The sequence below is a fragment of the Dyella telluris genome, assembly GCF_014297575.1.
Taxonomy (GTDB): domain Bacteria; phylum Pseudomonadota; class Gammaproteobacteria; order Xanthomonadales; family Rhodanobacteraceae; genus Dyella; species Dyella telluris.
This window is the reverse complement of record NZ_CP060412.1, coordinates 665,122-691,772: the sequence shown is the minus strand read 5'-3', so window position 1 is coordinate 691,772 and position 26,651 is coordinate 665,122. Positions and strand designations below refer to the sequence as shown.

General features: G+C 64.5%; 20 protein-coding genes. 7 read left to right on the top strand and 13 right to left on the bottom strand.

The genetic code is table 11. The annotated features are described in order from the left end of the window. Window positions 1–71: 71 nt before the first annotated feature. Both cynS and H8F01_RS03275 read right to left on the bottom strand, forming a co-directional pair. A complete protein-coding gene (gene cynS / locus H8F01_RS03280) occupies window positions 72–542 on the bottom strand; it encodes a cyanase (RefSeq protein WP_187057660.1) in 471 nt (156 codons plus the stop codon). Window positions 543–566: 24 nt separating this feature from the next. Beyond that, a complete protein-coding gene (locus tag H8F01_RS03275; RefSeq protein WP_187057659.1) occupies window positions 567–1,226 on the bottom strand; it encodes a carbonic anhydrase in 660 nt (219 codons plus the stop codon). A 116-nt stretch (window positions 1,227–1,342) separates the two neighbouring features. Between H8F01_RS03275 and cynR the strand changes: the two genes are divergently transcribed. Beyond that, window positions 1,343–2,239: a transcriptional regulator CynR gene (cynR, locus tag H8F01_RS03270; protein WP_187057658.1), complete on the top strand. Its 897-nt coding sequence runs from the start codon at window positions 1,343–1,345 to the stop codon at window positions 2,237–2,239. A gap of 183 nt (window positions 2,240–2,422) precedes the next feature. Then, window positions 2,423–3,139, top strand: coding sequence for a hypothetical protein (locus H8F01_RS03265; RefSeq protein WP_187057657.1), 717 nt, complete (start codon window positions 2,423–2,425; stop codon window positions 3,137–3,139). A 27-nt stretch (window positions 3,140–3,166) separates the two neighbouring features. Here H8F01_RS03265 and H8F01_RS03260 read toward each other — a convergent pair whose 3' ends face one another. From H8F01_RS03260 to H8F01_RS03245, 4 genes are all read right to left on the bottom strand, one after another. Beyond that, window positions 3,167–3,697 carry a hypothetical protein gene (locus H8F01_RS03260; protein WP_187057656.1) on the bottom strand — a complete coding sequence of 177 codons (531 nt, stop codon included), beginning with the start codon at window positions 3,695–3,697 and terminating at the stop codon, window positions 3,167–3,169. A 198-nt stretch (window positions 3,698–3,895) separates the two neighbouring features. Continuing rightward, window positions 3,896–4,930, bottom strand: a complete 1,035-nt coding sequence (gene motB / locus H8F01_RS03255; protein WP_187057655.1) for a flagellar motor protein MotB — start codon at window positions 4,928–4,930, stop codon at window positions 3,896–3,898. Then, window positions 4,927–5,796 carry a flagellar motor stator protein MotA gene (gene motA / locus H8F01_RS03250; RefSeq protein ID WP_187057654.1) on the bottom strand — a complete coding sequence of 290 codons (870 nt, stop codon included), beginning with the start codon at window positions 5,794–5,796 and terminating at the stop codon, window positions 4,927–4,929. Before motA ends, motB begins: the two co-directional genes overlap by 4 nt. Window positions 5,797–6,015: 219 nt before the next feature. Further along, window positions 6,016–6,765 carry an SDR family oxidoreductase gene (locus H8F01_RS03245; protein WP_187057653.1) on the bottom strand — a complete coding sequence of 250 codons (750 nt, stop codon included), beginning with the start codon at window positions 6,763–6,765 and terminating at the stop codon, window positions 6,016–6,018. 104 nt (window positions 6,766–6,869) lie between these two features. On the opposite strand from H8F01_RS03245, the gene H8F01_RS03240 reads away from it, so the two are divergent. The 4 genes from H8F01_RS03240 to bluB all read left to right on the top strand — a co-directional run bounded on the left by H8F01_RS03240 (window position 6,870) and on the right by bluB (window position 11,647). Further along, a complete protein-coding gene (locus H8F01_RS03240; RefSeq protein WP_187057652.1) occupies window positions 6,870–7,784 on the top strand; it encodes a LysR family transcriptional regulator in 915 nt (304 codons plus the stop codon). A 1,033-nt stretch (window positions 7,785–8,817) separates the two neighbouring features. Next, complete coding sequence (locus H8F01_RS03235) at window positions 8,818–10,068, top strand: MFS transporter (protein WP_187057651.1); 1,251 nt, start codon at window positions 8,818–8,820, stop codon at window positions 10,066–10,068. Window positions 10,069–10,225: 157 nt separating this feature from the next. Then, window positions 10,226–10,756 (top strand): DUF3455 domain-containing protein, encoded by a 531-nt coding sequence (locus H8F01_RS03230; RefSeq protein WP_187057650.1) that lies wholly within the window; start codon window positions 10,226–10,228, stop codon window positions 10,754–10,756. Between the two features lie 228 nt (window positions 10,757–10,984). Then, window positions 10,985–11,647: a 5,6-dimethylbenzimidazole synthase gene (gene bluB / locus H8F01_RS03225; RefSeq protein ID WP_187057649.1), complete on the top strand. Its 663-nt coding sequence runs from the start codon at window positions 10,985–10,987 to the stop codon at window positions 11,645–11,647. A 67-nt stretch (window positions 11,648–11,714) separates the two neighbouring features. On the opposite strand, the gene H8F01_RS03220 is transcribed toward bluB, so the two are convergent. The 7 genes from H8F01_RS03220 to H8F01_RS03190 all read right to left on the bottom strand — a co-directional run bounded on the left by H8F01_RS03220 (window position 11,715) and on the right by H8F01_RS03190 (window position 24,683). Next, on the bottom strand, window positions 11,715–12,560 hold the full coding sequence (locus H8F01_RS03220; protein ID WP_187057648.1) for a sulfotransferase family protein: 846 nt from the start codon (window positions 12,558–12,560) through the stop codon (window positions 11,715–11,717). 47 nt (window positions 12,561–12,607) lie between these two features. Then, a complete protein-coding gene (locus H8F01_RS03215) occupies window positions 12,608–13,615 on the bottom strand; it encodes a LacI family DNA-binding transcriptional regulator (protein WP_187057647.1) in 1,008 nt (335 codons plus the stop codon). Window positions 13,616–13,631: 16 nt separating this feature from the next. Further along, entirely contained in the window at window positions 13,632–16,301 is a 2,670-nt protein-coding gene (locus H8F01_RS03210; protein ID WP_238481128.1) for a glycoside hydrolase family 2 protein, read from the bottom strand. 46 nt (window positions 16,302–16,347) lie between these two features. Continuing rightward, window positions 16,348–17,736, bottom strand: coding sequence for an APC family permease (locus H8F01_RS03205; RefSeq protein ID WP_187057645.1), 1,389 nt, complete (start codon window positions 17,734–17,736; stop codon window positions 16,348–16,350). Window positions 17,737–17,896: 160 nt separating this feature from the next. Then, window positions 17,897–21,103 (bottom strand): TonB-dependent receptor, encoded by a 3,207-nt coding sequence (locus tag H8F01_RS03200; protein WP_187057644.1) that lies wholly within the window; start codon window positions 21,101–21,103, stop codon window positions 17,897–17,899. 191 nt (window positions 21,104–21,294) lie between these two features. Then, a complete protein-coding gene (locus H8F01_RS03195) occupies window positions 21,295–23,631 on the bottom strand; it encodes a beta-N-acetylhexosaminidase (RefSeq protein ID WP_187057643.1) in 2,337 nt (778 codons plus the stop codon). After that, window positions 23,628–24,683: a glucokinase gene (locus H8F01_RS03190; protein ID WP_238481127.1), complete on the bottom strand. Its 1,056-nt coding sequence runs from the start codon at window positions 24,681–24,683 to the stop codon at window positions 23,628–23,630. The genes H8F01_RS03195 and H8F01_RS03190 overlap by 4 nt, the downstream gene beginning before the upstream one ends. 414 nt (window positions 24,684–25,097) lie before the next feature. On the opposite strand from H8F01_RS03190, the gene H8F01_RS03185 reads away from it, so the two are divergent. Continuing rightward, window positions 25,098–26,276 carry an acyltransferase family protein gene (locus H8F01_RS03185; RefSeq protein ID WP_187057641.1) on the top strand — a complete coding sequence of 393 codons (1,179 nt, stop codon included), beginning with the start codon at window positions 25,098–25,100 and terminating at the stop codon, window positions 26,274–26,276. Window positions 26,277–26,651: the final 375 nt, after the last annotated feature.

Below are 26,651 nucleotides of genomic sequence, written 5' to 3'. Positions count from 1 at the left end.
CATGAGCAATGGTGGCGAGGCGAGACCGGGCAACGAGCAAGCCGCTCGCCGCCCGATGTCAGGTGCAAGGATCAGAACGGCTTGGTGGGGAGGTACTTGCCGTCCAGCGTGATCACGGCGCGCGAACCGCCTTCCGGATCATCGATCTTCTGCACGTCGAGCTTGAAGTTGATCGCGCTGATGATGCCGTCGCCGAACTTCTCGTGGACCAGCGCCTTCAGCGTGGTGCCGTACACCTGCAACATCTCGTAGAAGCGGTAGATGGTGGGGTCGGTGGGCACGCGGTCGGGGATGCTGCCGCGCAGCGGGATGGCCTGGAGCAGCGCGGTGCCGTCGTCGTCGAGGTCCAGCTTCTTCGCAATCGCGTGGGCGGCATCCGCCGGCAACGCGTGCTGGCCAAGCAGGGCGGCCGTGACGAAGGCAATGCTCAGGCCGGTGCCGTCCGTGAGTTGTTCGAAGGAAAGATCCTTCCTGAGCTTGGTGGCGATGATGGTTTCGGACAGCGCCTGGCGGGCTGACGGCGTGTGCTGCGACTGGATCATGGGGGCTCCTTTTAATGGGGTGATTCAGGCTGCGTGGGCGTGCGATGCGGGCGTGGCGCAGACGTGGGGTTGCGCGGCGAGCGAGACGAAGCGGCCGGTGGCGCCGTCCAGTGCATCGATGCTGCCGGTCTCGATGTCGTAGACCCAGCCATGCAGGCTCACTCGGCCTTCTTCGAGGGCAAGGCGCACCGCCGGGTGCGTCTTGATGTTGGCCAGCTGCGCAATCACGTTCTCGCGCACCATCGACTGCACGCGCTCCAGCGGCGTCTTGTGCTGCCTGGCCTCATTGACCACGCGCGCCGAGTCGGCATAGCGCAGCCAGTGGGCCACGGCCGGCATATGGTCCAGGCAGGTGCAGGAGGCAATGGCGGTCATCGCACCGCAGTCGGAGTGGCCGCAGATGACAATGTCCGACACGTGCAGTGCGGAGACAGCGTATTCCACCGATGCCGATACACCGCCCGGCTCGGGGCCGTAGGACGGCACGATATTGCCCGCGTTGCGGATCACGAAGAGATCGCCGGGCTCGCGCTGGGTCACCAGTTCCGGCACGAGGCGGCTGTCGGAGCAGGAGATGAACAGGGCGCGGGGCGCCTGTCGCGTGGCCAGTTCGCGGAACAGGCCGGCCCGCTCGGGGAAGGCGTCGCGCTGGAACTTCAGGAAACCGTCGATGATGTCTTTCATGGCTGCTGCTCCGGCCCTCGGGTGGTCGATGGAGCCCACGGTACGCGTCGCAATGCATAAGGTAAAAGACTGATTTATGATGTAATCAATTGAATTTTCTTATGGAGTGACTGGCTGTGCTTTCGCGACACATCCACTACTTTCTGGCGGTCGCCGAGCACGGCGGATTCACTCGCGCGGCAGAGGCTCTCCACGTTTCGCAGCCGGCGCTGTCGCAGCAGATCAAACTGCTGGAAGAGACGCTGGGCGTGCCTCTGTTCGATCGAAGCGGCAAGGCCACGCGCCTGACCGATGCCGGAGAGGTTTACCAGCGTTACGCGCAACGGGCGCTACTGGATCTGGAGGCGGGGAAGCGCGCACTGCACGACGTGCAGGACCTGAGTCGTGGCGCATTGCGCCTGGGCCTGACGCCTACCTTCACGTCCTATCTGATCGGCCCGCTGGTGGAAGCCTTTCACCGGCGTTACCCGCATATTGTGCTGACCATCCGCGAGATGCCGCAGGAGCGCATCGAGGAACTGCTGGGCAGCGACCAGCTCGACGTCGGCATTGCCTTTGACGAAGTGCGTTCTGCCGATATCGAGGCCAGTGCGCTGCTGGAGGAAACCCTGGCGCTCGTCGTTGGCAAGGCACACCACTGCGCGGGCAAGCGGACCCTTGGGCTGCAGGCCCTGAATGATGAGTCCCTGGTGCTGCTTTCGAAGGAGTTCGCCACGCGCGAGCAGATTGACCGCTACTGCGGCGAGCATGCCGTTCATCCGCATGTGGCCATCGAGGCCAATTCGATCAGTGCCGTGGTGGATATCGTGAGGCGCACCACGCTGTCCACACTGCTGCCGGCATCCATTGCGGCCCAGCATCCCGAGCTTTTCGCCGTTGCGCTCCATCCCAGCCTGCTCAAGCGCACGGCCGTGCTGTTGCGGCGGAAAGATGCCTATCAGAGCGCCGCGAGCCGCGCCTTCGTCGAACTGACGATGGAGCAATGGCGTGGAGGAAGGAGGCGGCGAGGGTAGGGCGACACCGGCAGTCGGTGGGTCGATGGCGCCAGGGTCCGATATCATGCCGGCGGCGCGTGATGCCGACGAAGCAGGTCCGCACGCCCAGGCAGGATGGTTCTTTCGTTGCAGGGCAAGACGTTCCACATCGGTGGAGCGATCTGCCGTTTGTCCTTTCCGTTGGCCAGACAGGGTTGTCCCATGCATTTCGAGTTACCGGAAGTACACGCCCATTCGCTGAAAGCCTTTGCGAAGCACTATGTGATGATCGTGGTGAGCATCCTCACGGCGCTTTCGCTGGAGGCGTGGGTCGAGCACGTGCATCACGAGCATGCAGCCAGCGAGGCACGGGCGCGCATCGATGCAGAGATCCACCAGAACTTCGTGGAGATCACCCGGGCACGGGAGCATGATCGTGAGCGCATGCGTACGCTCGGCAAGCTCCGTGACGATCTGCTTGGCGACCTGAAAGCCCATGCGTCCGCGGCCGACATCGACAAGCACCTGCACGATGCCATGGCCGGCAATTTCTATCTCGATGGACGCTGGCCCACGCTGCGCCATGAAGCCTGGGACGTGGCCGTGGCCAACCAGTCGGCGGGCTGGATCGACGCCGGGCAGTTGCGCCGCTATTCCAGCGTATACGCCGAGCAGAGCGCCAAGGCCGCCATCATCGCCAGTGAGACCACGGCCGTGCTCAGCGAATCGCGCATGGCCGATGCCACCATCGATATCCAGGCAGGCGACGTCGAGCCCCGGGAGCTGTTGCACATCACCAATCAAATGGTGGGCGTGTTGAGCGAAGAGGTGAATGCGCTGGACGCACTGGCCAGGGACATTTCGGAGAGCTTCCCGGCGGCCACCGTGACGCCGCCAGCGAACGCGCTGGCAGCTGAGGGTGGCGCCGCCCACGGTTGATCGCCCGGGGCATCTTGCCCCGGGGCTTTAGTGCGTCGTGTCAGTGCGCGTGAGCGCCTGTGCGGCAGCTGCCGTCGTGACACGAGGCGTCGGCGAATTCGCAGGGGCCGGCTGAGTGCTGTCCTGCTTCAGGCAATCGGGAGGGGACAACGCATAGGCGTTCTGCATCATCTTGCACGTCCAGGTGATCTCGGCGCCTTCCTTGCCGTTCCGTTCGCTGGGAATCAGCATCAGGATGGGGTCGGGGCTGGTGCCGGTGTTGCGGGTGTGCAGGGTGATCAGGCCGCCGTCGGCGATTTCGGCCGAGGCCACATAGGTGCCGATGGAGGCCTTGGGGTTGTAGTGCAGGTCATTGGAACGGACCTCGGCCAGCCCGCCGCGAACCGTGGCCGCTTCCAGCACCACCACTTTCAGTGCGCTCGCATCCAGCACGGCGTCGGCAATATGTTGCCGGGTGCCTAGGGTGCGCCAGATGGGCACGATCACGGCGATCAGCACCATGACGCTCATCATCGCAATCAGCAGATTGAGCATGGACCATCGCCCAAGCTTGAACATGAGCTGCAACCTCGATCGATAGCGGTCGGTCAAGCTGTCAGGCCAGTCTTCGAGCATAGCCCGTTTTGGGTGTACATGGGGTCTACATAGCCCAAGGTTTTGCATACGCGTCGGATCGGCGGGTGCGCACGGCGCGCGGGAGAGCGCCATGCATTGATGAATGCGCACCCGTATGGTGCCCGCAAGGCACCACCTGCCTTACGGTGAGTGAGGGCCAGCCTGCGCGGGAGCATCGGCATGGCCCGCACCGTCGGGTTCCGCCGGTGCGACCGTGATGATGGCCGGCGCGGCGGCGGCGACCGGTGTCACCGTGGGCAGCGGGGCCGTGGGTACCTTCATTTCTTCGGGTCCGCTTTCCTGTGAAAGCGAGGCGGCCTCGGCCTGACGATTCATCACGATGATGCTGATGCGTCGATTGATCGGGTCGCCGGGGTTCACGCGGTCAAACGGCACGGAGGAGGCCAGGCCCACCACGCGAGCAATCTTGTCTTCGGTGAGGCCACCGGAGAGCAAGGAGCGTCGCGCGGCATTGGCGCGATCGGCGGAGAGCTCCCAGTTGCTGTATTGATGGTCGCTGGTATACGGCGCGTCGTCGGTGTGGCCCGACAGGCTGATGCGGTTGGGCACGCGATTGATGAAGCTGGCCAGCTCTTCCAGGATCTTGGTGGTGTATGGCCGCAGCTGTGCACTGCCCGTGTCGAACATCGGGCGGTTCTGCTTGTCCACGATCTGGATGCGCAGGCCTTCGGGCGTGATGTCCAGCAACAGCTGGTCCTTGAACGGTTCCAGCGCCTGGCTGCTCTCGATGGCTGCCTGCAGCTGCTGCATCAACTCTTCAAGGCGCGCGCGTTCCTGCTTGCGCGCTTCCTTTTCGATCTCCTTCGGATCGGCGCTGGCGGCCACGCCCTTGGTGTCCTTGCCGGGGCCGTGCGACATGTCCATCGCACCTCCCAGCTTGATCATGCTGTTGCTGGCGCCACCCGGGCCGGCCTGTCCCGGCGGAGCCATGGTGGCCGTGCCGGGCGTCATGCTGGGGTTCTTGAAGTATTCCGAAATGGCAGCGCGCTGCTGCCGCGTGCCCGCGCCGATCAGCCACATGACCAGGAAGAAGGCCATCATGGCGGTGACAAAGTCCGCGTAGGCCACCTTCCAGGCGCCACCGTGGTGGCCGTGCGCCGCCTTCTTTACACGGCGGATGATGATGGGCGGCAGCTGCTCGCCTTGTTCGCTCACGTCGCCGCCTTGGCGCGCGGCGCCTTGAGGTGTTCTTCAAGATCCTGGAAGCCCGGGCGCGATTGCGTGGAGAGCGCCTTGCGCGCGAATTCCACTGACACCTTCGGGTTGTAGCCGCGCAGGCTGGCGAGCAGGGCGATCTTCACGCACTCGAACGCCTTGCCGTCTTCCTGCACGCGGTTTTCCATGGCCGAGCCGAGCGGGCCAAGGAAGCCGTAGCAGAGCAGGATGCCGAGGAAGGTGCCCACCAGCGCGCCGGCAATGTGCATGCCGATGCGCGAGGTGTCGCCGTCGAGCTGGCCCATGGTGGTGACGATGCCGAGCACGGCCGCCACGATGCCGAAGCCCGGCAGCGCATCGGCCATCTTCGTCACCGCCATCGCAGGCGCCAGCGCTTCGTGGTGATGGGTTTCCAGCTCCACGTCCAGCAACTGTTCCAGCTCGTGCGGGTTCATGCTGCCGCCCACGATCAGGCGCAGGCAGTCGGTGGTGAATTCGATCAGGTGGTGCTCGCGCAGAAGGCGCGGGTAGGCGGAGAACAGCGAGCTGGCCTGCGGATCTTCAATGTGTTCCTCCACGCCGAGCAGACCTTCCTTGCGGATCAGGCTGAACAGGTCGTAGAGCATGGACAGCAGGTCCACGTAATCCTGCTTCTTGTACTTGGGGCCCTTGAGCAGGCCGATGGCATCGGTGATCGCCGCCTTGACCACCTTGGGCGGGTTGGCCGACAGGAAGGCACCCAGCGCGCCGCCACCGATGATCAGCAGCTCATACGGCTGCCACAAGGCAAGAATCTCTCCGTGCGACAGCACAAAGCCGCCCAGCACGGACGCAAGTACGACGATCGCACCGATCAGGACCAACATATTCGCTCCGGGAATTACGGAGCCCACTACTCCGCGCTGAACTTTTATCGGCGTAGAAGGTGGAAAGTTGAGCGGGGCGTGGCGTTGCCGGGCGCGGCCGGACGGTTGGCCGTCCGAAAGCCTGGCGCAAGAGTTTGCGGGCTGGTGCAGGTGTCGACAGGCGCCGAAAAAAGGGCAGTGCCGCACCCACGAAGGGGTGCGGCCCGTGTCTTCCATCCATTACAACTGGCTCATGCCGCCGTCGACGATGACTTCAGTACCGACGATGAAGGCCGACTCGCGCGCGGTGAGGTGCAACACCGTGGAGGCGATCTCTTCCGGCGTGCCGAACCGGCCCAGCGGAATCTGTGCCTGGATCTGCCCGGCCACCGCATCCAGCGCGGCGGCATCCACGCCCAGCTTGTTGTAGATCGGCGTGCTCACCGGGCCCGGGCTCACCACGTTCACGCGCACACCGCGCGGCAGCAACTCGGCCGACAAGGTGCGGGCCATGCTCACCAGTGCCGCCTTGCTGGCAGCGTAGATGGAGGTATCCGGCATGCCGATGTGCGCATTGATGGAGCCATTGATCACGATGGCCGCGCCCTGGTTCAGCAGCGGCAGCAATGCCTGCAGCTGGAAGTAGGGGCCCTTCACGTTGGTATCGAAAATCTGGTTCCACAGCGTCTCGTCAGCGTTCTCCAGCGAAGCGAACTTGGCGATGCCGGCATTGATGAAGACAGCGTCCAGGCGCAACCCGCGCCCGGTGAGCTCATGGGCCAGTGCCTTGCCGTCGGCCAGCGAAGCGGCATCGCTGCGCAGGGCAAGGGCGGTCGGGCCGATCGCGTCGGCCGCCTGCTTCAGCGCCGTGGCGTCGCGGCCGGTGATGATCACGCGGGCGCCTTCGGCGGCGTAAGCCTTGGCGGCGGCCAGGCCGATGCCACTGTTGCCGCCAGTGACGAGTACGGTTTTGTCTGCGTAGCGTTTCATGGTGATGCTCCGGAAGTGATTGGGAGGGAACGATCACCATGCTGCGCGCCAGGCCGCGCTTTGCCGTACCATGGCATCGGTGCACACGTTCGAAGGTGTCGAACATGTTGTCAGACGACGAACTGGCCTTGCTGCAAGCCATCCACGCCCGGGGAAGCCTGTCGCGCGCGGCCCAGATGCTGGGCAAGGCGCCCTCAACCGTTTCGCACGCCGCGCGGCAGCTGGAGGCGCGTTTCGATGCGCTGCTGTTCGACCGCCGCCGCTACCGCATGCAGCTCACGCCCGCCGGCCAGCTGCTGGCCGAAGAATCCGCCCGGCTGGCGCAGGACGTCTCGCGACTCACGCGCCGGGTGAAGCAGGTGGCCGGCGGCTGGGAAGACCGGCTGTGGATCGTCACTGACGAAATCCTGGAGTTCGACACGCTGCTGCCGGTCATCCGCGCGTTCGACGCCCTGGCTTCCGAAGTGCTGCTGCGCGTGACCCACGAAGTGCTCAACGGCACCTGGGAGGCGCTGCGCGATGGCCGCGCCGACCTGGTGATCGGCGCCACCAATGCGCCGCCTGCCATTCCCGACCTGCGCTGGGCGGAACTGGGTGTCATGGAGTGGGTATTCGCCGTGTCACCACGCCATCCGCTGGCGAAGGTCGCCGAGCCGCTGCAGCAGGAACCATTGCTGCCGTATCGCGCCGTGGTAGTGGCCGATACCGCTCGCGGCCTGGGCAGCCACAGCTATGGCATCCAGGGTGGCCAGACCACGCTGGCGGTGCCGAGCATGCGCGCCAAGATCCTCGCGCAGCGCGAAGGCCTTGGCGTTGGCTGGCTTCCACGGCAACGCGTGCAATCGCTGCTCAAGCGTGGCGAACTGGTGGAGAAACGCATGGCCGCCCCGCGCGAACCCAACCGGCTCTACGTTGGCTGGCGCGGCGATCACCATGGCCGCGCGCTGGAGTGGTGGCTGGAGCAACTCCGACAGCCGCGACTGGCCAAGAAACTGCTGCAAGGCATCGATGCGTGGTAAGCCACCAGCACCGTAGCCCGGATGAAGCGCAGCGAGAATCCGGGATGGGACCGCGAAACCATCACTCACCCGATACCCACCCCGAAGCCCGCACCAACGTATCTATGCCGTGCCTTCCCGGATTCCGGCTACGCCTCCATCCGGGCTACTCGCCAACACGTAGCCCGGATGTAGCGCAGCGAGAATCCGGGATGGGACCGCGAAACCATCACTCACCCGATACCCACCCCGAAGCCCGCACCAACGTATCTTTGCCGTGCCTTCCCGGATTCCGGCTACGCCTCCGTCCGGGCTACTCGCCAACGCGTAGCCCGGATGAAGCGCAGCGAAAATCCGGGATGGGGCCGCGAAGCCATCATTCACCCGATACCCACCCCGAAGCCCGCACCAACGTATCTTTGCCGTGCCTTCCCGGATTCCGGCTACGCCTCCGTCCGGCCTGCTCGCCAACACGTAGCCCGGATGAAGCGCAGCGAGAATCCGGGATGGAGCCGCGAAACCATCACTCACCCGATACCCACCCCGAAGCCTGCACCAACGTATCTTTGCCGTGCCTTCCCGGATTCCGGCTACGCCTCCATCCGGGCTACTCGCCAACACGTAGCCCGGATGAAGCGCAGCGAGAATCCGGGATGGGGCCGCGAAACCATCACTCACCCGATACCCACCCCGACGCCCGCACCAACGTATCTATGCCGTGCCTTCCCGGATTCCGGCTACGCCTCCATCCGGGCTACTCGCCAACACGTAGCCCGGATGAAGCGCAGCGAGAATCCGGGATGGGGCCGCGAAACCATCCCTCGGGGAAAGTCCGTTAGCAAAGTGAGCCCAACGCGGATGCCTGCTTTCGACCTGACGCGGGCATAAGCGTCAAGGAGCACTCAGCTGGGAGATGGCGATGATGCGCATGGTCACTCCTGGTTTCCGCAGGCGTTGGACTTGCCGGTCGATCCGATGGACCATGTCGGCACCGTGCGGCAAAGCGACCGCCTGTTGATTCACCGCTTCCAGTCATCTCGATCCGGGGTGCGGCATGAGCGAACAGAATGCTTCTCTGGAGTCTGCGGGCCGTCCTGGAAAGGCGAGTACCCCGGCGTCGGCTCCCGCCCCATCGATCGGGCCGGTACTGACTTTAGCCATGGCGGCATCCTGTGGTGTCTGCGTGGCGAACATCTATTACAACCAGCCGCTGTTAGGTTTGTTGCAGAGCGCGTTTGACGGTCAGGCCGGCATCGTTGACTGGGTTCCCACCATCACCCAGCTTGGATATGCCGGAGGCCTGGTCTGCGTTATTCCGCTTGGCGACCGCATCGCGCGCCGGCCGCTGATCATTGCGCAGACGTTGTGTCTGGTGCTGGCGCTGGTGCTTCTTGCTCTGTCACCCAATGCCCTTGTCCTGGTTGTCGCTTCGGCACTCGTCGGCATCACCGCCTCCGTTGCGCAGCAGATCGTGCCGTTTGCAGCAGAACTCGCCAACCCTGAACAACGAGGACGCGTCGTTGGAAGAGTCATGGCCGGCTTGCTGTGCGGGATTCTCTTCAGTCGGGCTTTTGGCGGGTACATCGGAGAGCAATTCGGGTGGCGTGCGGCCTACTGGTGCGGCGCGCTGCTCTCGGCCGCGGCAGCAGGCCTTCTGTGGGCAACGCTGCCCAGTCGCGCAGCCAGCACCACGGAAACCTACGCCACGCTGATGCGTTCACTGGGTACGCTCCTGGCGCAAGAACCGGCGCTCGTGCGAGCGACGACCATTCAAGCCTTGCTGTTCGGTTCGTTCATTGCGTTCTGGAGCATTCTGGCCCTGAGGCTGGAGGCCCACTTTCACCTCGGTGCAGAGGCGGCCGGTGCTTTTGGCATCCTGGGAGCCATTGGTGTGCTTGCGGCGCCCTTGGCAGGCAGGGTGGCTGATCGCAAGGGGCCGCACCTGATCATCGGCCTTGGTGCTGTCGTGATGTTGTTATCGTGGTTGGTGTTTGCAGGGTGGCCGAGCGTGGCTGGGTTGATCGTCGGCGTCATCCTTCTGGATTTTGGTGAGCAGATTGCGTTGGTCAGCAACCAGCATGTGATCTATGCGTTGCGCCCGGAAGCGCGCAGTCGGGTCAATACGGTGTTCATGGGTGGCATGTTTGTCGGTGGCGCGTTCGGTGCATGGGGTGCTGTGATCGCCTGGCAACGCGGTGGCTGGATACCCGTTGCTGGATTGGGTGCAGTGCTGGTGGTGTTGGCGCTTGCCATTCACGGTGTGAGTCGGCTGGCGCAATCCAGACGTCGCCATCTGGAAGGCTAAGCCGGCGAAGCAGGGCGCTCTTAGACACGCGAGCTATGTCATTGGGCATCCATTGTGGGTATGTATGGGTGAAGGACACCGACTTGCACGTCCATCTTCGATCCAAAGCAGACGCACGCCATGGACCAGTGAACGTTCGAATCCAACGGGAAAACCCATGAACCTAACATCGACATTCGGAAAGCGGGTCGCCGCCACATGCTTTCTTGCCGGTATCGCCGCATCGCACGCGCAGGACGCGACACCCGCCACGTTGCAGCCGCCGGCGGGTTACAAGGTGGCGTTCACGGCCAAGGCCACCGGTGTGCAGATCTATACGAGCACGGCGGAAACCGGCTCCGCGCCGAAGTGGACATTTGAAGCGCCGCTGGCGGAGTTGCGCAGCGCGAGCGGGGTGATCCATCACTACGCCGGCCCGTCCTGGGAGGCGGCCGATGGCAGCAAGGTGGTTCGCGACAAGGAGGCGCCGGTTGCCACGGTGCCGGCCAGGCAGGCGAGCGCGGATATTCCGTGGTTGCTGATCAAGGTCAGCCCCGATGCCACGCCGGGCATCTTGAGCAAGGTCGTTTACGTGCAGCGCGTGGAAACCAAGGGCGGCGTGGCGCCGGCATCAGCGCCCACGCGGGAGGGCACCAAGGTCGGCGTGCCGTATACGGCGACTTACGTGTTCTACGTCAAATCAAACTGACCGTCGCAAGAAATCACACGTAGCCCGGATGAAGCGCAGCGAGAATCCGGGGTGGGGTCAGGGGCGGGTGAATTGCCATACCCCGTGCGCACGGCAAGTCGCGGTCCCGGATTCCGCCGTTGGCTTCATCCGGGCTACGACGTGTGCTGAGGCTTCGAAACATCCGCTCGAAAGCTTCGTCTGTTAGCCTCGTCGGTGACGCCAGCCATCCTTCGAAGCTTCGCCCTCATGAGACGTTACAACGACACCGATATCGCGGCCATTTATCGCGTTATCGAACAGCGTCGCGATATGCGGCATTTCCTGCCCGAGCCGCTGGAGCCTGCGCTGCTCGAGCGCTTGCTACGGGCGGCGCATCTGGGGCCAAGTGTCGGCTTCATGCAGCCATGGCGTTTCATCCGCATCACCGAACCGGCGCTGCGTCAGCAGATCGTCACCCTGGTCGACGAGGAGCGACAGCTGACCGCCGAGGCGCTCGGTGAACGCGGCAGCGAGTTCATGCGCTTGAAAGTGGAGGGCGTGCGGGAATGCGGCGAGGTGCTGGTGGCCGCCTTGATGGATCGACGCGAGGAGCACGTATTCGGTCGCCGCACCATGCCCGAGATGGATCTGGCCTCGGTCGCGTGCGCTATTCAGAACATGTGGCTGGCGGCCCGTGCGGAAGGCATCGGCATGGGTTGGGTGTCGCTGTTCAATCCCGACCAGCTCGGCAAGTTGCTGGGCCTGCCGTCAGGTGCCCGCCCGGTGGCCGTGCTGTGCCTGGGTCATGTCGACGAGTTCTACAGCGAGCCCATGCTGCAGCAGGAGAAGTGGGCCACGCGGCAGTCGCTGGATGCGCTGGTGTTCGAGAATGGCTGGCGCCACGAGGAAGAGGCTTCCTCTCCCACGTAGGGAAAATCGACCGACAGAAAAAAAGGCCGCGAAAGCGGCCTTTGTCCTTTGCGACGATGCGGGCCCTTCAGACGATGGGCACCTGGTTGACGTTGTTCTTCGGGTCGGCCCAGAACGCTTCGTTGGCAAAGCGCCCGAACACCTCGCGAGGCAGCACGGGCTGGCGTTCGATGGACTGCACTTTCGGTCGTACGGAGTGCAGGCCGGGCATGCCGACACGCGCATCGAATTCGTCCGCGTTGTATTGGATATGGTCGAAGTCGTGCTCGAACCAGGGCTCGTCGAGGAAGCGATACACGGCGCGCATGGCGGCGGCTGGGTCGGCCACCAGGCTTTCGTAGGTCAGCATCAGCAGGTGCTTCTGCGCGAACTGGCCGTAGAACGCCTCCTTGGTGGCCTGGTAGGCAAAGCCCACCATGCCGCGTGGATCGGTCAGCGCCTCCACACGTGAGTACACGGTGGTGTTGGTGTCGAAGCGGAACACCTTGCTCACGCTCACCGGCTGCCGCTGTACGAGCCGCTCCATGCTGTCCAGCACCCAGGCCAGCTGGCGCACGCAGGCAATGACCTTCACGCCCGGGAACAGGGTGTTGAGCAGTTGCATGCGGCTGCACCACAGCCGGCTGGTGTCGAACACCACGCCGGCATCGTTCTGCACGGAGTAGAAGTTCTCGACCAGGCCGCGCAACAGCGCCACGCGTTGTTCGTCGGATACGTCGAAGGAGAAGTCGTTCTTGCTGCTGGCCTCGGCCATCACCAGGCCCATGATGTCGGCCAGCGGGCTGGTCATGCCGGCGCGGAAACGCGGGTTCTGGTTGAGGATGGCTGCCAGCAGCGTGGTGCCCGAGCGCGGCAGCCCTGAAATGAAGTGGTACTTCCGTGTCGCGGGGCTGGCGTCAGGCGTGGCGGGCATGGACGGATCCTTTCGATCGGTGGCTGGTTCGCAGGATAGCGTGCGCGTCAGGGGGCGGGTGCGGTCGATGCGCGCATGCGCATTTCGTAGGCCACCTCGACCATGCGGGCTTCGCCCTTGCCCAGCACGCGCAGCAGCAATTCTTCGGTGGCGCGCTTGCCCATGTCGCGCACGGGCTGGTGCACGGTGGTGAGCGGCGGCCACACCTGCGTGGCGATGGTGGTGTCGTCGAAGCCGCAGATGGAGATCTCGCCCGGTACGGACACGCCGGCCTCGGCCGCTGCCCAGATGGCGCCCACGGCCATGTCATCGTCGGCCGCGAAGATGGCGGAAGGGCGGTTCTTCAGCGCGAGCAGCCGGCGTGCAGCCGCCACGCCGGATTCGAACGAGAACTGGCCCTGCACCATGTACGCCGGGTTTTCCTTCAGGCCCGCGCGCTCCAGGCCATCGCGATAGCCGGCCAGGCGCCAGATGCCAGCGCCGTGCTTGGGGTCGCCAAGGATATGGGCAATGCGACGATGACCCAGCGATACCAGGTGCGCCACCATCGCCGCCGCGGCCTCGCGCTCGCGCAGCATCACGCCGATGCAGCCCTTGGGCTGGCGCGGGGCAATGGAGGCAAACGGCAGGTCGATCTTGCGCAGGTGGCTGAGCAGCTTGGCGTGGTCGGTGATGGGCGGCGTCAGGATCAGCCCATCGGGCTGGTGCCTGAGCAGAATGCCTTCCACGCGCTCCACGAAGTCCGGCGCAGTCGACACCAGCGGCTGCACCATCATGCCGTACTGCTTGGCCTCGCAGGCCTCCAGCACACCGGCCTGCACTTCCATGATGTAGCTGGGTGACAGGTTGTCGTAGAGCAGCCCGATGGAGAACGAACGATTGGTCGCCAGGCTGCGTGCCGACGTCAGCGGCCGGTAGTTGAGCTCCGCCACGGCCGCCAGCACGCGCTGCCGGACCGAGTCGCGCACGTTCGGCTCGTTGTTGAGCACGCGCGACACCGTCTTCTTCGAGGTGTCCGATGCACGGGCGACATCGTTGATGGTCACACGCGACATGGAAGCCTTTGCGTCTTCAATGATTTTCACCCTGCGTGACGGCGGCCGGAACGCTTCGGGCCTGAACGTTCCATCCACTCACTTCGATGACAGGCTCGGCTGTTCCCTGCGATGCATAGCGCGCGGTCAGCGTGATCGACTCACCGGGCCAGAGCGTGACGTCATTGTCAGTCCACGTCAGGGGCAGCGCAAGCTCGCCTCCGGCGCTGCGCTTGATCGAGACATGCTGGAACAGCGCCACGGCGGGCGATGCTGCGGGCACCGACAACGTGACGGTGGTGACGTTGTCATTGCCGTCGTGGTGTGTGCTGGCATGTACCTCGCTGGTCGCGGGGGGCAAGGACTTCAGTGCAGTCAGATCACCGTACTGCGTGAGTGGCGTGAGGTACCAGTTGGAGTTCGGCCAGTCGAGCACGTCGGCCTTGGTGGATAGCCAGTACACGTTGCGGCTGACCGGCTTGCCATCGGTGGAGGCAAGGTCAAGCTCGACGAAGTAGGTGGATGACAGGCCGTTGACGGCCGGCAGCGTGGACAGTTGTTTCGTGTGGTTGCCGGCCAGCTCAATGCCCTGCAGCTGCTTTTCGTAGCGCACGCTGCCATCCAGGTTGCGCACGCGGATGTGCGCCTGCAGGCCATAGGCATCGTCCAGCGTGTGGTTCACCAGCACGATGCCCTTGGTGTCGTACGCGTACTGGATGTGCACCGGCTCGTTGGCTTTCTTTGCGCCGAAGTAGGCGCCGGCCGGATTCATGTAGTAGTCGTACAGGTGCCAGTGCAGCGAGGGCCACGCGTTGTTGAGCATCCAGTAGATCACGCCGGTGGCCGGCTTGGCGGCGTCCATGCGCGCGCTGAATGCCTCGAACTGCGCGCGCACGTTGTCGTAGTTGTCCAGCTGGGCCTTGGCTACGTAGTCGGCCAGGCTGGTGGGTGCGCCGTAGCGCTGGGCAAGCGCGTTGCTGAAGGGCGTAAGCACGGCGAAGGTCGACCAGTCCGCCGAGGCGTGGTACTGCCGCTGCTCCGGGTATTTCCACAGCGCTTCCTGCTCCTGCGGCGACAGCATGTGCTGTACGTCCTCAAGGCGCGGAATGTCAGCGCCCGCGCTCACTTCGGAGTCGAAGCCGAAGGCGCCGCCCAACTTGTCGGCGTACCAGTAGGAGGGCGGAATCCAGTCGTACGGGCCGGCCATCTTCAGACCGGACGGGCCCGTTTCGGCCGTACCCTGCGGCACCGCCGCCGAAATGATGGGCAAGGACCAGTCCGCCGCGTGCAGCGTGTCGACGTACATCTTGGCGATGGGCGGGGGAGGGGCGTTGTCGCTGCCGATCAGGAAGCCGATCACGGAAGGGTGGTTGCGCAGCAGGCGCGCTTCGGTGGCCATGGAATCTTCGGCGACCTTCCGGTCGGCATCGGTCCACGGCGAGCCACCGGTCTTGGCGGCGGACTCCCATTTGTCGCAGCACTCCCAGCCCGCCAGGATCATCACGCCGTAGCGGTCGGCCAGGTCATAGAAGCGCTGGTTTTCCAGCTTGCCTTCGCTGCGGATGGTGTTGAGGCCAAGATTGAGCACGTAGCTGAACTCGGCCTCCATGCGGGCCGGATCGTCGCGCAGGAACATGTCCGGTGCCCAGCCCGCACCGCGGATCAGCAGCGGCTTGCCGTTGACGACGAACTGGCGATAGCCCTGCCTGGTGAGGTGCGAACTGACGCTGCGGATGCCGAAGCTGGTGGTGGCTCGATCCGAGGTTGCGCCATCGACGGCTGCCGCCAGCTCGAGTTGGTACAGCGGATGCTCACCCATGCCGACGGGCCACCAGACTTTCGGATGATCCAGTGCGAGGCCCGGCGTGGTTTTCGGCGAGAAAGCGACGACCTGCGTCTGGCCGGGCGCGAGGTGCACGGTCTGTTGCAGCGGTACGCCGGCCACCGTGCCGGTGATGGTGGCGTCGTGCGCCACGCTGTCCAGGTTCTTCGCGGTGACTTTTACGTCCAGTGTGGCGCGCGCCAGGTCAGGCAGCGACAACGTCGGTTGCACATGAGGAAAGCTCAGCGCGACCGGTCCGGTCTGCACGACATCCACGCCGCGCCACGGACCCATGTTGTTGTCCGGCGGCGTGGGGTTCCAGTCTACCCATCCGATCGACAGGCTCTGTCGTGGGTCGCCCGGATGCACGCGCAACGCGAGCACGTTGGCGCCCGCATGTACCCAGTGCGTGACATCGAACTCGTGCACGGGATAAGCACCGGCGATCTCGGTGTGGTCGGCCACCTGATGGCCGTTCACCCACAGGTCGGCGCTTGCGATCAGGCCGTTGGTACGCAGCAGTGTGTGGCGTGCGGCCTCACTCTGGGGCAGGGTGATCTCGGTGCGATACCACCAGGGCACCACGAAGAGATTGCCGCTGGCCTCCGGCACCTGCACGGCGCGCAGGTTGTCGCCGTAGAACACGTCGTTCTTGAACGTCTTGTTCTCCAGCAGGCCGGCCATCACGGTGGCGCGTCCGCTCACCGGGTACCAGCCTTCGGTGGGGTAACCCGTGGCGGAGATATCGGCACCACCTTGCTGCGCCTTGGCGCTGTCCTGGATCTGCCAGTGACCGATGGCGGTGGTGGTGCCGGCGTCGGCGGCGACCTGTGTGGGCGCGTAGGCCACCTGGGCATGGACGGCCGGCGTGGCGGACAACGTCATCGCGACCATCATCCCTAGCGCGTGTCTGGCAGGAGTGTGCATGGCGTTACTGTTTCCCAAGATAGGTTTCGCGTACTTCCACGGGCGCAAACGGCCAGGACTGGTTCACGCGGGCCCAGATGGCAAACACCACCAGACCGGCGACGATCCACAGGCCGGACAGGACCAGCGACAAGGTGGAGGCTGATACGTACACATAGATCCAGCCGACCAGCGCGACGATGCACGGCACCGGGTAAAGCCATTGTTTGTACGGTCGCGGCAGGTTCGGCTGGCGTCGGCGCAGCACCACCAGTGCGGCGATCTGTGCGATGGATTGCACGATGATGGTGGCAGCCAGCAGCATGTTGATCACTTCGGTAAGGTCGAAGAACGTACCGATCGCGGTGACCACGCCCATGGTGAGCAGGGCCACGTGCGGGAAGCCGTGCCTGGTGTGCAGGCGGCTGAACACGGACAGGAACACCTTGTCCTGCGCGGCCTGGAAGGGTACGCGCGAACCGCCCAGCAGGCCGGTGAACACCGAGGCGAACGCGGTGACGATGATCAGCACCGTCATCACCGCGGCGGCCAGATGGCCCCAGCTTCGCTCCACCACCAGTGACGCCACCGACTTGGACTGTGCGATTTCCTGCCACGGCGCCACGCCGAGCACGCTGATGTTGAGCAGCAGGTAGACCACCATCATGGCGATGACAGAGACAATGATGGAGCCGGGCATGGTGCGACCCGGGTCGCGCAGTTCGTCACCGATGTAGGCGGTGGTGTTGTAGCCGAGATAGTCGTAGATGCCGATGATCAGGCCGGCGCCGAGCCCCACGAAGAAATGACCGCCGAAGGTATCCGCGGGATAGGCAAAGGCAAACTCGGCGTGGAAGTGCGAGAAGCCGGCTGCCGCCACGCCGATCACCGAGACCAGCATGATGATCCACAGCCCGATGGTTATCGAGCGTACCGATTCGATGCGGCGGTAAAGCATCCACGTGACCACGGCCGTGGAGGCCAGGCCGATCAGGTGCACCGGCCACCAGCCCAGGTTGGGGAAGAAGAACTGCAGGTACTCCACCATGCCGATGATGCCGGTGGACATTAGCAGCGGAATCGCCAGCAGCATCGTCCAGATGAACAGGAACGGCATGAGCTTGCCGGTGCGGTACTGGAACGCCTCGCGCAGGTACACATAAGTGCCGCCGGAACCCGGCATGGCCGCGCCCAGTTCGGCCCACACCAGGCCATCGGCCATGGCCAGGATGGCGCCGGCGATCCAGCCGATGACCGCCTGCGGCCCGCCCATGGCGGCCACCATGATGGGAATGGTGATGAACGGCCCGATGCCGCACATCTGGGTCATGTTGATCGCCGTGCCCGAGAACAGGCCGATGGAGCGATGGAAGGCGTGGTCGCTTACGGGCGAGGGCGTGCTGGGGTTCTGCATGCTTGCCTTGTCGAGGTGATGGCGAACGGGATGACGATGAAGCTATCGCGAAACGGGATGCACCTGCGCGGGACTCGGCCCATGTTGCCGTGGTCCCGTCCCCGCCGCAGCGGAAACGGGACCACCGGCAAGGCCGGACTTGCGAGGGGACAAGCCCGGGTTACCACTGGCCTCGCACGCCGAGCATGAACATGCGCTCGGAGAAGGTGGAGTGCGCCGGCTGGTCAGGCCACACCAGGTAGTACTTCTGATACTCGTTGGTGAGGTTGGTGCCGTCCAGGAACACTTCGGCGTACTTGCTGAACTTGTACGAGACCGATGCATCCACGTAGCGCTGCGGTGCCTCGTACATCTCCATGCCGGTGATGCCGCCGACGCTGTCCATCACGGCGCGGCGCGAACGGTAGTTGTAGGCGACGCGGGCCTGGAAATGATCATCCTGGTACCACAGGATGAAGTTGCCGGACTTGGTGGAGTTGTCCTGGAACGGGATCTTCTTGCCGGCCAGGTCGGTCTCGCCCGAGTTGCTGGGCGCGTACGTTCCGTTGATTTCCATGCCCGTCTTGGACAGGAAGCTCGGCAGGAAAGTGAAGCCCTGGCGGTAATCGAACTCGGCGCCATGGATGCTGTTGCCGGTGCCCTGCACGGGCTGCGTGATCACGATGCAGTGGTTGCGCACCACGCCGTCTTCATCCGGCAGGCTGCAGTTGGTCACGCTGCCGTTCTTGATGAAGCTGTCCACGTTGATGCGGAACAAAGCCAGGCTCAGCATGCTGGTGGGGTTGATGTAGTACTCCAGCGATGCGCCGTAGTTGGTGGAGCGCCACGGGTTGAGGTCGGGATTACCCGTGGACGTGCCGTTGGCGACGCGGAAGATCGGACCCTGTGGCGTTTCCGCCAGCGAGTAGTTGAGCTGCAGGCCACCGCCCCAGGTGCTGAGGTCCAGCGGCATCATGTTCTTCGAATAGGCCAGGCGGAACTTCAGCGCCTCGGTGATATCCAGCGAGAAGTTCATCGAAGGCAGTACATCCTGGTAACTGCGCTTGGTCTGGTCCGTGCCAGCGTCGACCGGTTCGTCGCCGTAGGAGCCCGGCGCACCGGAAAGGTGCTGGGTCACGTCCAGGTTGGTATGGATCATGCGGACGCCCACGTTGCCAGCGTATGGCATGTCCCACAGGGTGCCGTTGAAATCCGCCTGCAGATAACCGGACAGCTCCTTCAGGCGCACCGCCCAGGTGGTGCCCGGTTCGGCGACCTGGATGGTGTCGGGGTAGAGCGACTTCCAGTAGTCGATGGGGTTGACCATCGCATTGGGGTTGATCGCCCAGAAGTTGATGCCCGATCCCAGCAGGTTGTTGTACTGCTTGAAGTTGCTCGCCAGGGGCGCGGCCGTGTTGGGCATGGAGATGGCGGACTGCGGTCCGGCGCGGAAGTAGCCCACGTCGTTGCCTGCCGTACACGAGCCGCTGTCCATCACCACGTCGGCGCCGACATAACGCACCAGACAACCGTTCGGGTCGCTGGCGCCCATGCCGGCGTAGACCGGTGTTTCGAGCGTCCAGCCTTCGTTGTCGGCGCTGCGGATGCTGTTGCGCAGGCCGAACTCAAGCTTGAAGCCGTCCTGGAAGTCGTACTTGCCGTCGAAGCGCAGGGCGTTCAACGCCACGCTGCGGTTGTAGTCGCCGGAGGATTCCAGCGTCTTCATGGTCCAGTCGGCGGGGTTGGCGAAGTTGGCGGCCAGCGACGAAGGAACGTCGACCTTGATGTAGCGGCCGTTGAAGTTGGCGACGATCGGTACCGTGTTCTGCGGAATGCCATTGGCGTTGAATACGCGGTTCCCGCCCAGTTGCGACGGATAGACCATGGTGCCGGGCGGCACCGAGTTCGGGTCGACGCCATCCATCAGCACGTTGGGCCACAGCGCGCCATCGGAATCGGAAATATTGACGTCGGTTTCCTGGTTCGACTGCGATGCCGTGTCGTGGATGCCGCGCACGCTGGCGGTAAACGGACCGCCGTTGTCGTAATCCAGCTGCAGGTTCAGGTTCTTCGCGACGGAACTCTTCTGGATGATCTGCGAGTACGACTCCACGTCACCCGGCCACTTCTCGTACACCTGCGTGGTGTAGATCTGCGAGCCTTCCCAGCCCGGTTCCGGCGTGCCGTAGGAGCCATAGGCTGGCATGCCGGTGTTGCGCGACTGCAGCGGTACGTAAGTGGCGCCCTGCCAATTGGTGGAGTTGAACTGGATACCGACGTTGCGATCGTATTCGCGTTGCTGCGAATAGAAGTAATCAGCAGTGCCGGTGAAGCCGCTGCCGAAGTCGAACTGGAAGGACGCGTTGGCGGACTTGCGCTTGCGCTGGGTGATGATGTCGTTGAGGCCGATGTCCTGGCTGCCCATGAACACGCCGTTGGACTTGCCGTCGCCGTTCACATCCACGCTGCCGTCGGCGTTCTGCACGATCTTGGATGGAATGGGCGCGCCGTTCCACGGGGTCAGGAAGCCGTTGTAGCCACCTGCGCTCGCCGCGTTCTCGCCATTGAGCACCACGCCGTACTGATCCAGGCCTTCCGTGGCGTTCATGCGCCGCGTGTCGGAGTAGTCGGCGGAGATCAACATGCCCCAGTGGCCATTGTCGTTGTACGAGATCAGGCCATTGGCCTCGGGCCCGGTGTGGCTGGTGGTGCTGCCGCGCTCGCCGTTGGCCGAATAGCTGTAGGTGAAGCCGCTGGGGAGATCCCACGGGCGATAGGTGTGCAGGTCGATGGCGCCGCTGATGCCACCGTCAGTGGTGCTGGCCGTGGTCGACTTGATCACGTCCACGCCGTGGAACAGCGTGGACGGCAGCATGGTGAAGTCCGGCTGCTGCGAATCGATCTGGTCGGCGGTGATGAACACTTCGCCATTGAGCATGGTGCCGACCTGGGGCAGGCCGCGCACGTCCACCGAGGTACCCACGCCGGCATCGCGGTTGATCTGCACGCCGGTCACGCGCTGCAGCGAGTCGGTGATGGTGGTGTCGGGCAGGGCGCCGATGTTTTCCGCCGTGATGCTGTCCTGGATGTTGCTGGCGTCGCGCTTGAGGTCGATGGCGCGTATCTGCGATGCACGCACGCCGGAAACCGCAACGGTGGACAGCGTGACCGCATTCTTCTCTGCGTCGGTGCCGTCGGCCTTCTTGGCGCCGGGTTTGGTGGCATCGGGCGACGAGGGTGCTGGTGCGGTCTGTGTGGTGGTCTGCGGTGCCGGGCCGTCTGCCTGCAGATCGGCAAACGTCGACGCCGCGGCCGACGTCGACACGACGGCGAACAGCGACACGGTGATGGCGAACGACAATGGATGCTTGCGAAGTACGGTGGACATGGGCTTTAGCCTCGGTGGTGTTGCCTGTCTAACCTCGGTGGCTGGGTGGTTTACCTGAACGCGTACAGCGCGGCGGTGCCTGCGGACGGGCACGCCGATGTCATGCAACTCTTCGTTGTCCCCGACTCTGGCCCCTGGCCAGAGACACATCACTGGATGTTGCTGCGCGGAGCTCCCACTCCGCGTATTGCCTATTTCAAAAACGTCATGCGCGCCAACGCCCACTGGCCATCACGCGGATCACCGGTAGCGAACACGCAGAGGTTGCGCGTGCCGGTCCCCACCGGCATCGCAACGTGTGCATCAAGACGGGTCTGCCCCTTGGCCTGTGCCGCGCTATCCAGCGGCAGGCGGGCAAGCAGCGGACCCGTGCAGGAATCGAGATGGATTTCAAACTCGCCGGCTGCGCCGCTGGTGTGGCGCACTACGGCGTCTTTGGCTTCGTCGCCAAAACGCCAGGCGATGCGCTCGACCGTCATCGTGACCTGCGTGGCGCTCTTCAGCGGTGCCTTGGGCCATAGCCAGCAGGCGTTGCCGATATCCACGGCGTACACCGGGCGCGTGCCCTGGGCCGGCCGGCTGCCTTCCAGGCGTGAAGCGGGCTGTCGGGAACACGTGGCGAGCGCGCTGCCGTCGCGGCCGAGCAAGGTGTGGTCATCCAGCATCTGCGTGCGGGGCGCCGCCAGTGGGCTGCCGTCGGGCGCAAACGTGGCGGCGCGCAAGGTGGTCTTGCCGGGCAGCACGAGGGCGTTGACGTAAGGCGTGGATTGAGCGGTAGGGTCGGAGCCATCCGTGCTGTAACGCAGGGTGCCTGACTTCGCCTGGTTGGACAGTTCGACACGGAACGCGCCGCCTGGCGCGGCCGAGACCTGGAAGGCCGGCGCAAACGCGCTGTCCGCGTAGTCGACGCCGAGTGCTCGATAGCGCGCGATCTCGGCCGGCATGCGCTGCAGGAAGCCTTTCCAGTCGTGCGCGGCGGCGGGTGACCAGCCCAGTTCCGCCAGCGCCGCAAGGCGTGGGAACAACGCATGCTGGTCGTGCGCAAAGCTAGGCATCTGCTCAGCCCACAGGCCAGCCTGCACGCCGATGATGTGCTTCGCCTCACTGGCGCTGGCGCCGGCGGGAATGACCTCCGTGTCATAGGCCTGCTGAAGACTGGCCGCTGGCGGCGGGCCGGCCCATTCGTCGGGCAGGTCGGACTGGAGGTGGTCGAAGTACAGCGACTCCTGCGGCGTCATCACCACGTCGTGGCCCTGCCGGATGGCATCCAGCGCCACGCGTTCGTTGTCGTTGCCGTGCCACGACATCACCACTTCCTGCTTCGGCAGCGTGGCGCCGGCTACCAGTTCGTCATCCCAGCCCACCGGAATGCGCCCGTGGCTGATCAGGTGGCCCGCCACCTGGGTGGTGAACCAGCCTTGCAACTGGTCCATGTTCGCCAGTCCCAGCGTGTGCATCTGCGCGCGCACTTCCGGCGATGCATTCCACTGCTGCTTGTCGGCTTCGTCGCCGCCAATGGACAGGTAGCGTGAGGGGAAGATCTGCATGAGTTCATCGAGCACGTCGTCGACAAACTGCAGGGTCTTGGCATCGGGCTTGAGCAGCCACGGGCTGACGCCCCAGTCGGTCCACACCTCGGGGCGCTTGCCCGTCACGCCCAGCCATGGGTACGTGGCAACTGCCGCCTGCGAGTGGCCGGGGATATCGAACTCAGGCACCACGTCCACGTAGCGCTCGGCGGCGTAGCGCACGATGTCGCGTGCCTCGGCCTGCGTGTAGAAGCCGCAGTAGGGCGTGTCGGGCGAGCCGGTGAGTTCGGCATCGAGGCCCACTGCCTTGCGGCAGGCGCCGGTCTTGGTGAGTTCGGGATACTTCGTGATCTCGATGCGCCAGCCCTGATCCTCGGTGAGGTGCCAGAGCAGCACGTTGAGCTTGTTGAGCGACATCCAGTCGATCAGCTTCTTGATGTCGGCCACACTCTGGAAATGCCGGCCGGAGTCGAGCGACAGGGCGCGCCAGGCGAAGCGCGGCTGATCGTCGATGGTGCCGTACGCCACCTGCACCGGTGCGCCGCGCTTCCAGCCCGCCGGTGTCAGCAATTGCCACACGGTGGTGCTGCCGTAGTACGCACCGCGCGCCGTGCGCGCCGTGACCATGATGCCGTTACCGTCCACGGTGATGCGATAGCCGGCGTCGTCCGCGATGCCGGACTTCGGGTCGACTTCGAAGGTGATCGCAGCGCGCGCGGCATCCGTGGTGACCACGCGCAAGTGCAGGCCATGGGTGTCCGCAACACGTTGCGCAAGCTGGTCCGCGATGGCCTGTACCTGCGCAGCTTCCGCGCCACGCACGGCAATCACGGCACCATCGGCAATCTCGGTGGCACCGGACGGAGCAGGGCTCACCTTGGCCGGTTGCGGCAGCAGTGACCACGCGGGAACCGCCGGCGTGGCCGTGGCCACGCCCATCGTTGCCAGCCACGCGAAGACCGTGCGGCGGACCAGCGTGGCTGGCGCGGGCCGGCTCACGAAGCCACTCCGCTGGATAGTGCGTGCTGCGAAGCGAACAGTCCCGGGCCATGTCGCAGATACCAGCGCGCTGCTCCCTGCACGCCATGCAGGCCGTGCTCGGTGACCCATACGGGAATCTCCGCCAGCAGCGTGCGTGCGCTGCGTCCGTGGAGGAAACGTTCCTCGAAGTCGCTGTGCCTGAGCAGGTCAAAAATGGACGACAGGAAACCACCTGCCAGATACACGCCGCCGGTGGCCATGAAGGCCATCGCCAGGTTGCCGGTAAAGCTGCCGAGCGCGCCGCAGAAGATCTGCACGGCTTCCACCGCCCGCGCATCATGGCCCGCCATGGCCGCGGCCGTAATGGCCTCGGGAGCTTCCAGTTCCGGTGTTTCGTCGTGCAATGCGCACAACGTGGCGTACAGGGCGAGCAGCCCGGGGCCCGACACAATCTGTTCGAACGCCACGTAGCCACCCGACGGCGCCAGATGCGCGAGCACTTCGCGTTCGCGCACGGAATTCGGCGCGAAATCCATCTGGCCCGCTTCGGTGGGCAGAACCACGCCGCCGGCAGGACCCGGAACGTGCAGCGCCGCGCCCAGGCCGGTACCCGGCCCGATCACCAGGGTGGGGCCGCCGGAAGCGTGTTCGGGGCCACACAGGTGACGGCTGCCGACGCCAAGCGGGCCTTCGAGCGCATAGGCCAGTGCCTCGAAATCGTTCAGCACCGCCACTTCATCGAAGCCCAGCGCATGACGCAGCTGGCTCAAGTCGACTGACCAGGGCAGGTTGTCGTTCACCACCTCGTCGCCCATCACCTGACCGGCGCACGCCAGCACGCAGTGCTTCACCGGGATGCTCACTTCCGTGTCGATGAAGGCCTGCAGCAGATCCGACAGGCGCGCAAACGCGGCGCAGGTGAATACGCGAAAGGCGAGCATCTCGATGCCGTGGGCTCCGTCGTAAGCGGCGCGCATCAGCGCGACACGTCCGTGCGTGCCGCCGATGTCGGCCGCCAGAAACGGCGCCGTCGGTAGTCCCGTCAGTCGATCCGAATGATCCGTTGCCACGTCCCGCGCGCTCCCCCGCATTGGAACGGGCGTCAGGTTCCAACGATGTTGACACCGGTGTCAAGCGGTGGCGCACCATGACCCGGAAACCCCGCAGGGAAGGGCGGCACCCATCCGCACGCGTGGTCCGGATGAAGCGAAGCGTGAATCCCGGATGCCGCAAAACGCGCCATTTCAGGCGACTTTTCGCGTCACGAGCATGCTCTGCGCTGTCGCGTGCTCCCGAGTTTCGCCGTTGGCTTCATCCGGGCTACGTGGGTGTGGTGGACACCAAATTGGTTTCAGCACAAACCATGCCGGTGCTTGAGCTTTGGCAGCAAACCGGTTATCTCATCAGGCTTTCGCCCCGCTGACGATGTGCGCTACAGCCATCGGATCGCCACGGGTTACCGCGTCCTTCATCACCCGAGAGCCATGAACCCATCATCGCCAGCCCACGTTGCCGACAAGAGCCACTACCTGATCCTGGATGGCCTGCGCGGCGTGGCCGCACTCATGGTCGTGCTGTTCCATGTGTGCGAGGCCTATAGCCCCGATCATCCGCTGACGCAGCTGATCAACCACGGTTACCTGGCTGTGGATTTCTTCTTCCTGCTCTCGGGTTTTGTCATTGCGTATGCCTACGATGATCGATGGAACACGCTGAGCATCGGCGGATTCTTCAAGCGTCGACTGATCCGCCTGCAGCCCATGGTGATCATGGGCATGACCATCGGCGCGCTGTTCTTTCCATTCCAGGCGGGCAACTCGTTTCCGCTGATCGAAGCTACGCCGGCGTGGAAAGTGTTCCTGGTGATGCTGGTGGGCTACACCTTGCTGCCCTTGCCGCCCTCCATGGATATTCGTGGCTGGAGCGAAATGCATCCGTTGAATGGCCCGGCATGGTCGCTGTTCTTCGAGTACGTGGCGAACATTCTTTACGCGCTGGGGCTGCGCAAGCTGTCCAATCGTCAGCTTGGCTTCTTGACGCTCTGCGCCGCCGTGTTTCTCGTTCAACTGGCGGTGTTCGGCAAGCGTGGCGACCTGATTGGCGGCTGGGCCATCGAACCCGAGCAGCTGCATATCGGCTTCGCGCGACTGCTCTTTCCGTTTCTGGCCGGCATGCTGCTGATGCGGCTGGGCAGGCGCGTGCGCATCCCGAACGCGTTCGGTCTGTGCAGTGTGTTGCTGATCGTGGCGCTGTCGTTGCCGCGACTTGGTGGTGCCGGTCATCTCTGGCTCAATGGCCTGTATGACTCGCTGTGCGTGATCGCTGTCTTCCCCCTGATCGTCGCCATGGGCGCCGGTGGTTCGCTGATGGCCGGTTGGCCCACGCGTGTCGCGAAGTGGCTCGGGGATATCTCCTATCCGATTTACATTACTCACTACGCGCTCATCTATACCTATACGGAATGGGTGAGCCGTCACACGGCATCCCCCGCATACACCATGGCCGTCGGTGCGCTGGTGTTTGTGGCCAGCGTGGCGTTGGCGTACGCCTGTTTGAAGCTTTACGACGAGCCGGTGCGGAAATGGCTGCAGGGCAGGGTGCTTCGGTCGTCAAAGCAGGTGAAGCCGGTAGCCTCCCCCCAAGATCAAGAGATGGCTCCGTAAACCTGCCTGGCCTCGTAGCCCGGATGAAGCGCAGCGAGAATCCGGGAAGGGCGCTGCGATATAGCCGAGTTGTCGAACGCTGTTGATCCCAACCAGCAGGCGGCTGGTGGACCCCGAAGAGCCCCCGGATTCCGCCGTTGGCTCCATCCGGGCTACGGGGCGCCTGCCAGGCTCGTAGCCCGGATGAAGCGCAGCGAGAATCCGGGAAGGGCGCTGCGATATAGCCAAGTTGTCGAACGCTGTTGATCCCAACCAGCAGGCGGCTTGTGAACCCCGAAGAGCCCCCGGATTCCGCCGTTGGCTTCATCCGGGCTACGGGGCGCCAGCCAGGCGCGTAGCCCGGATGAAGCGCAGCGAGAATCCGGGAAGGGCGCT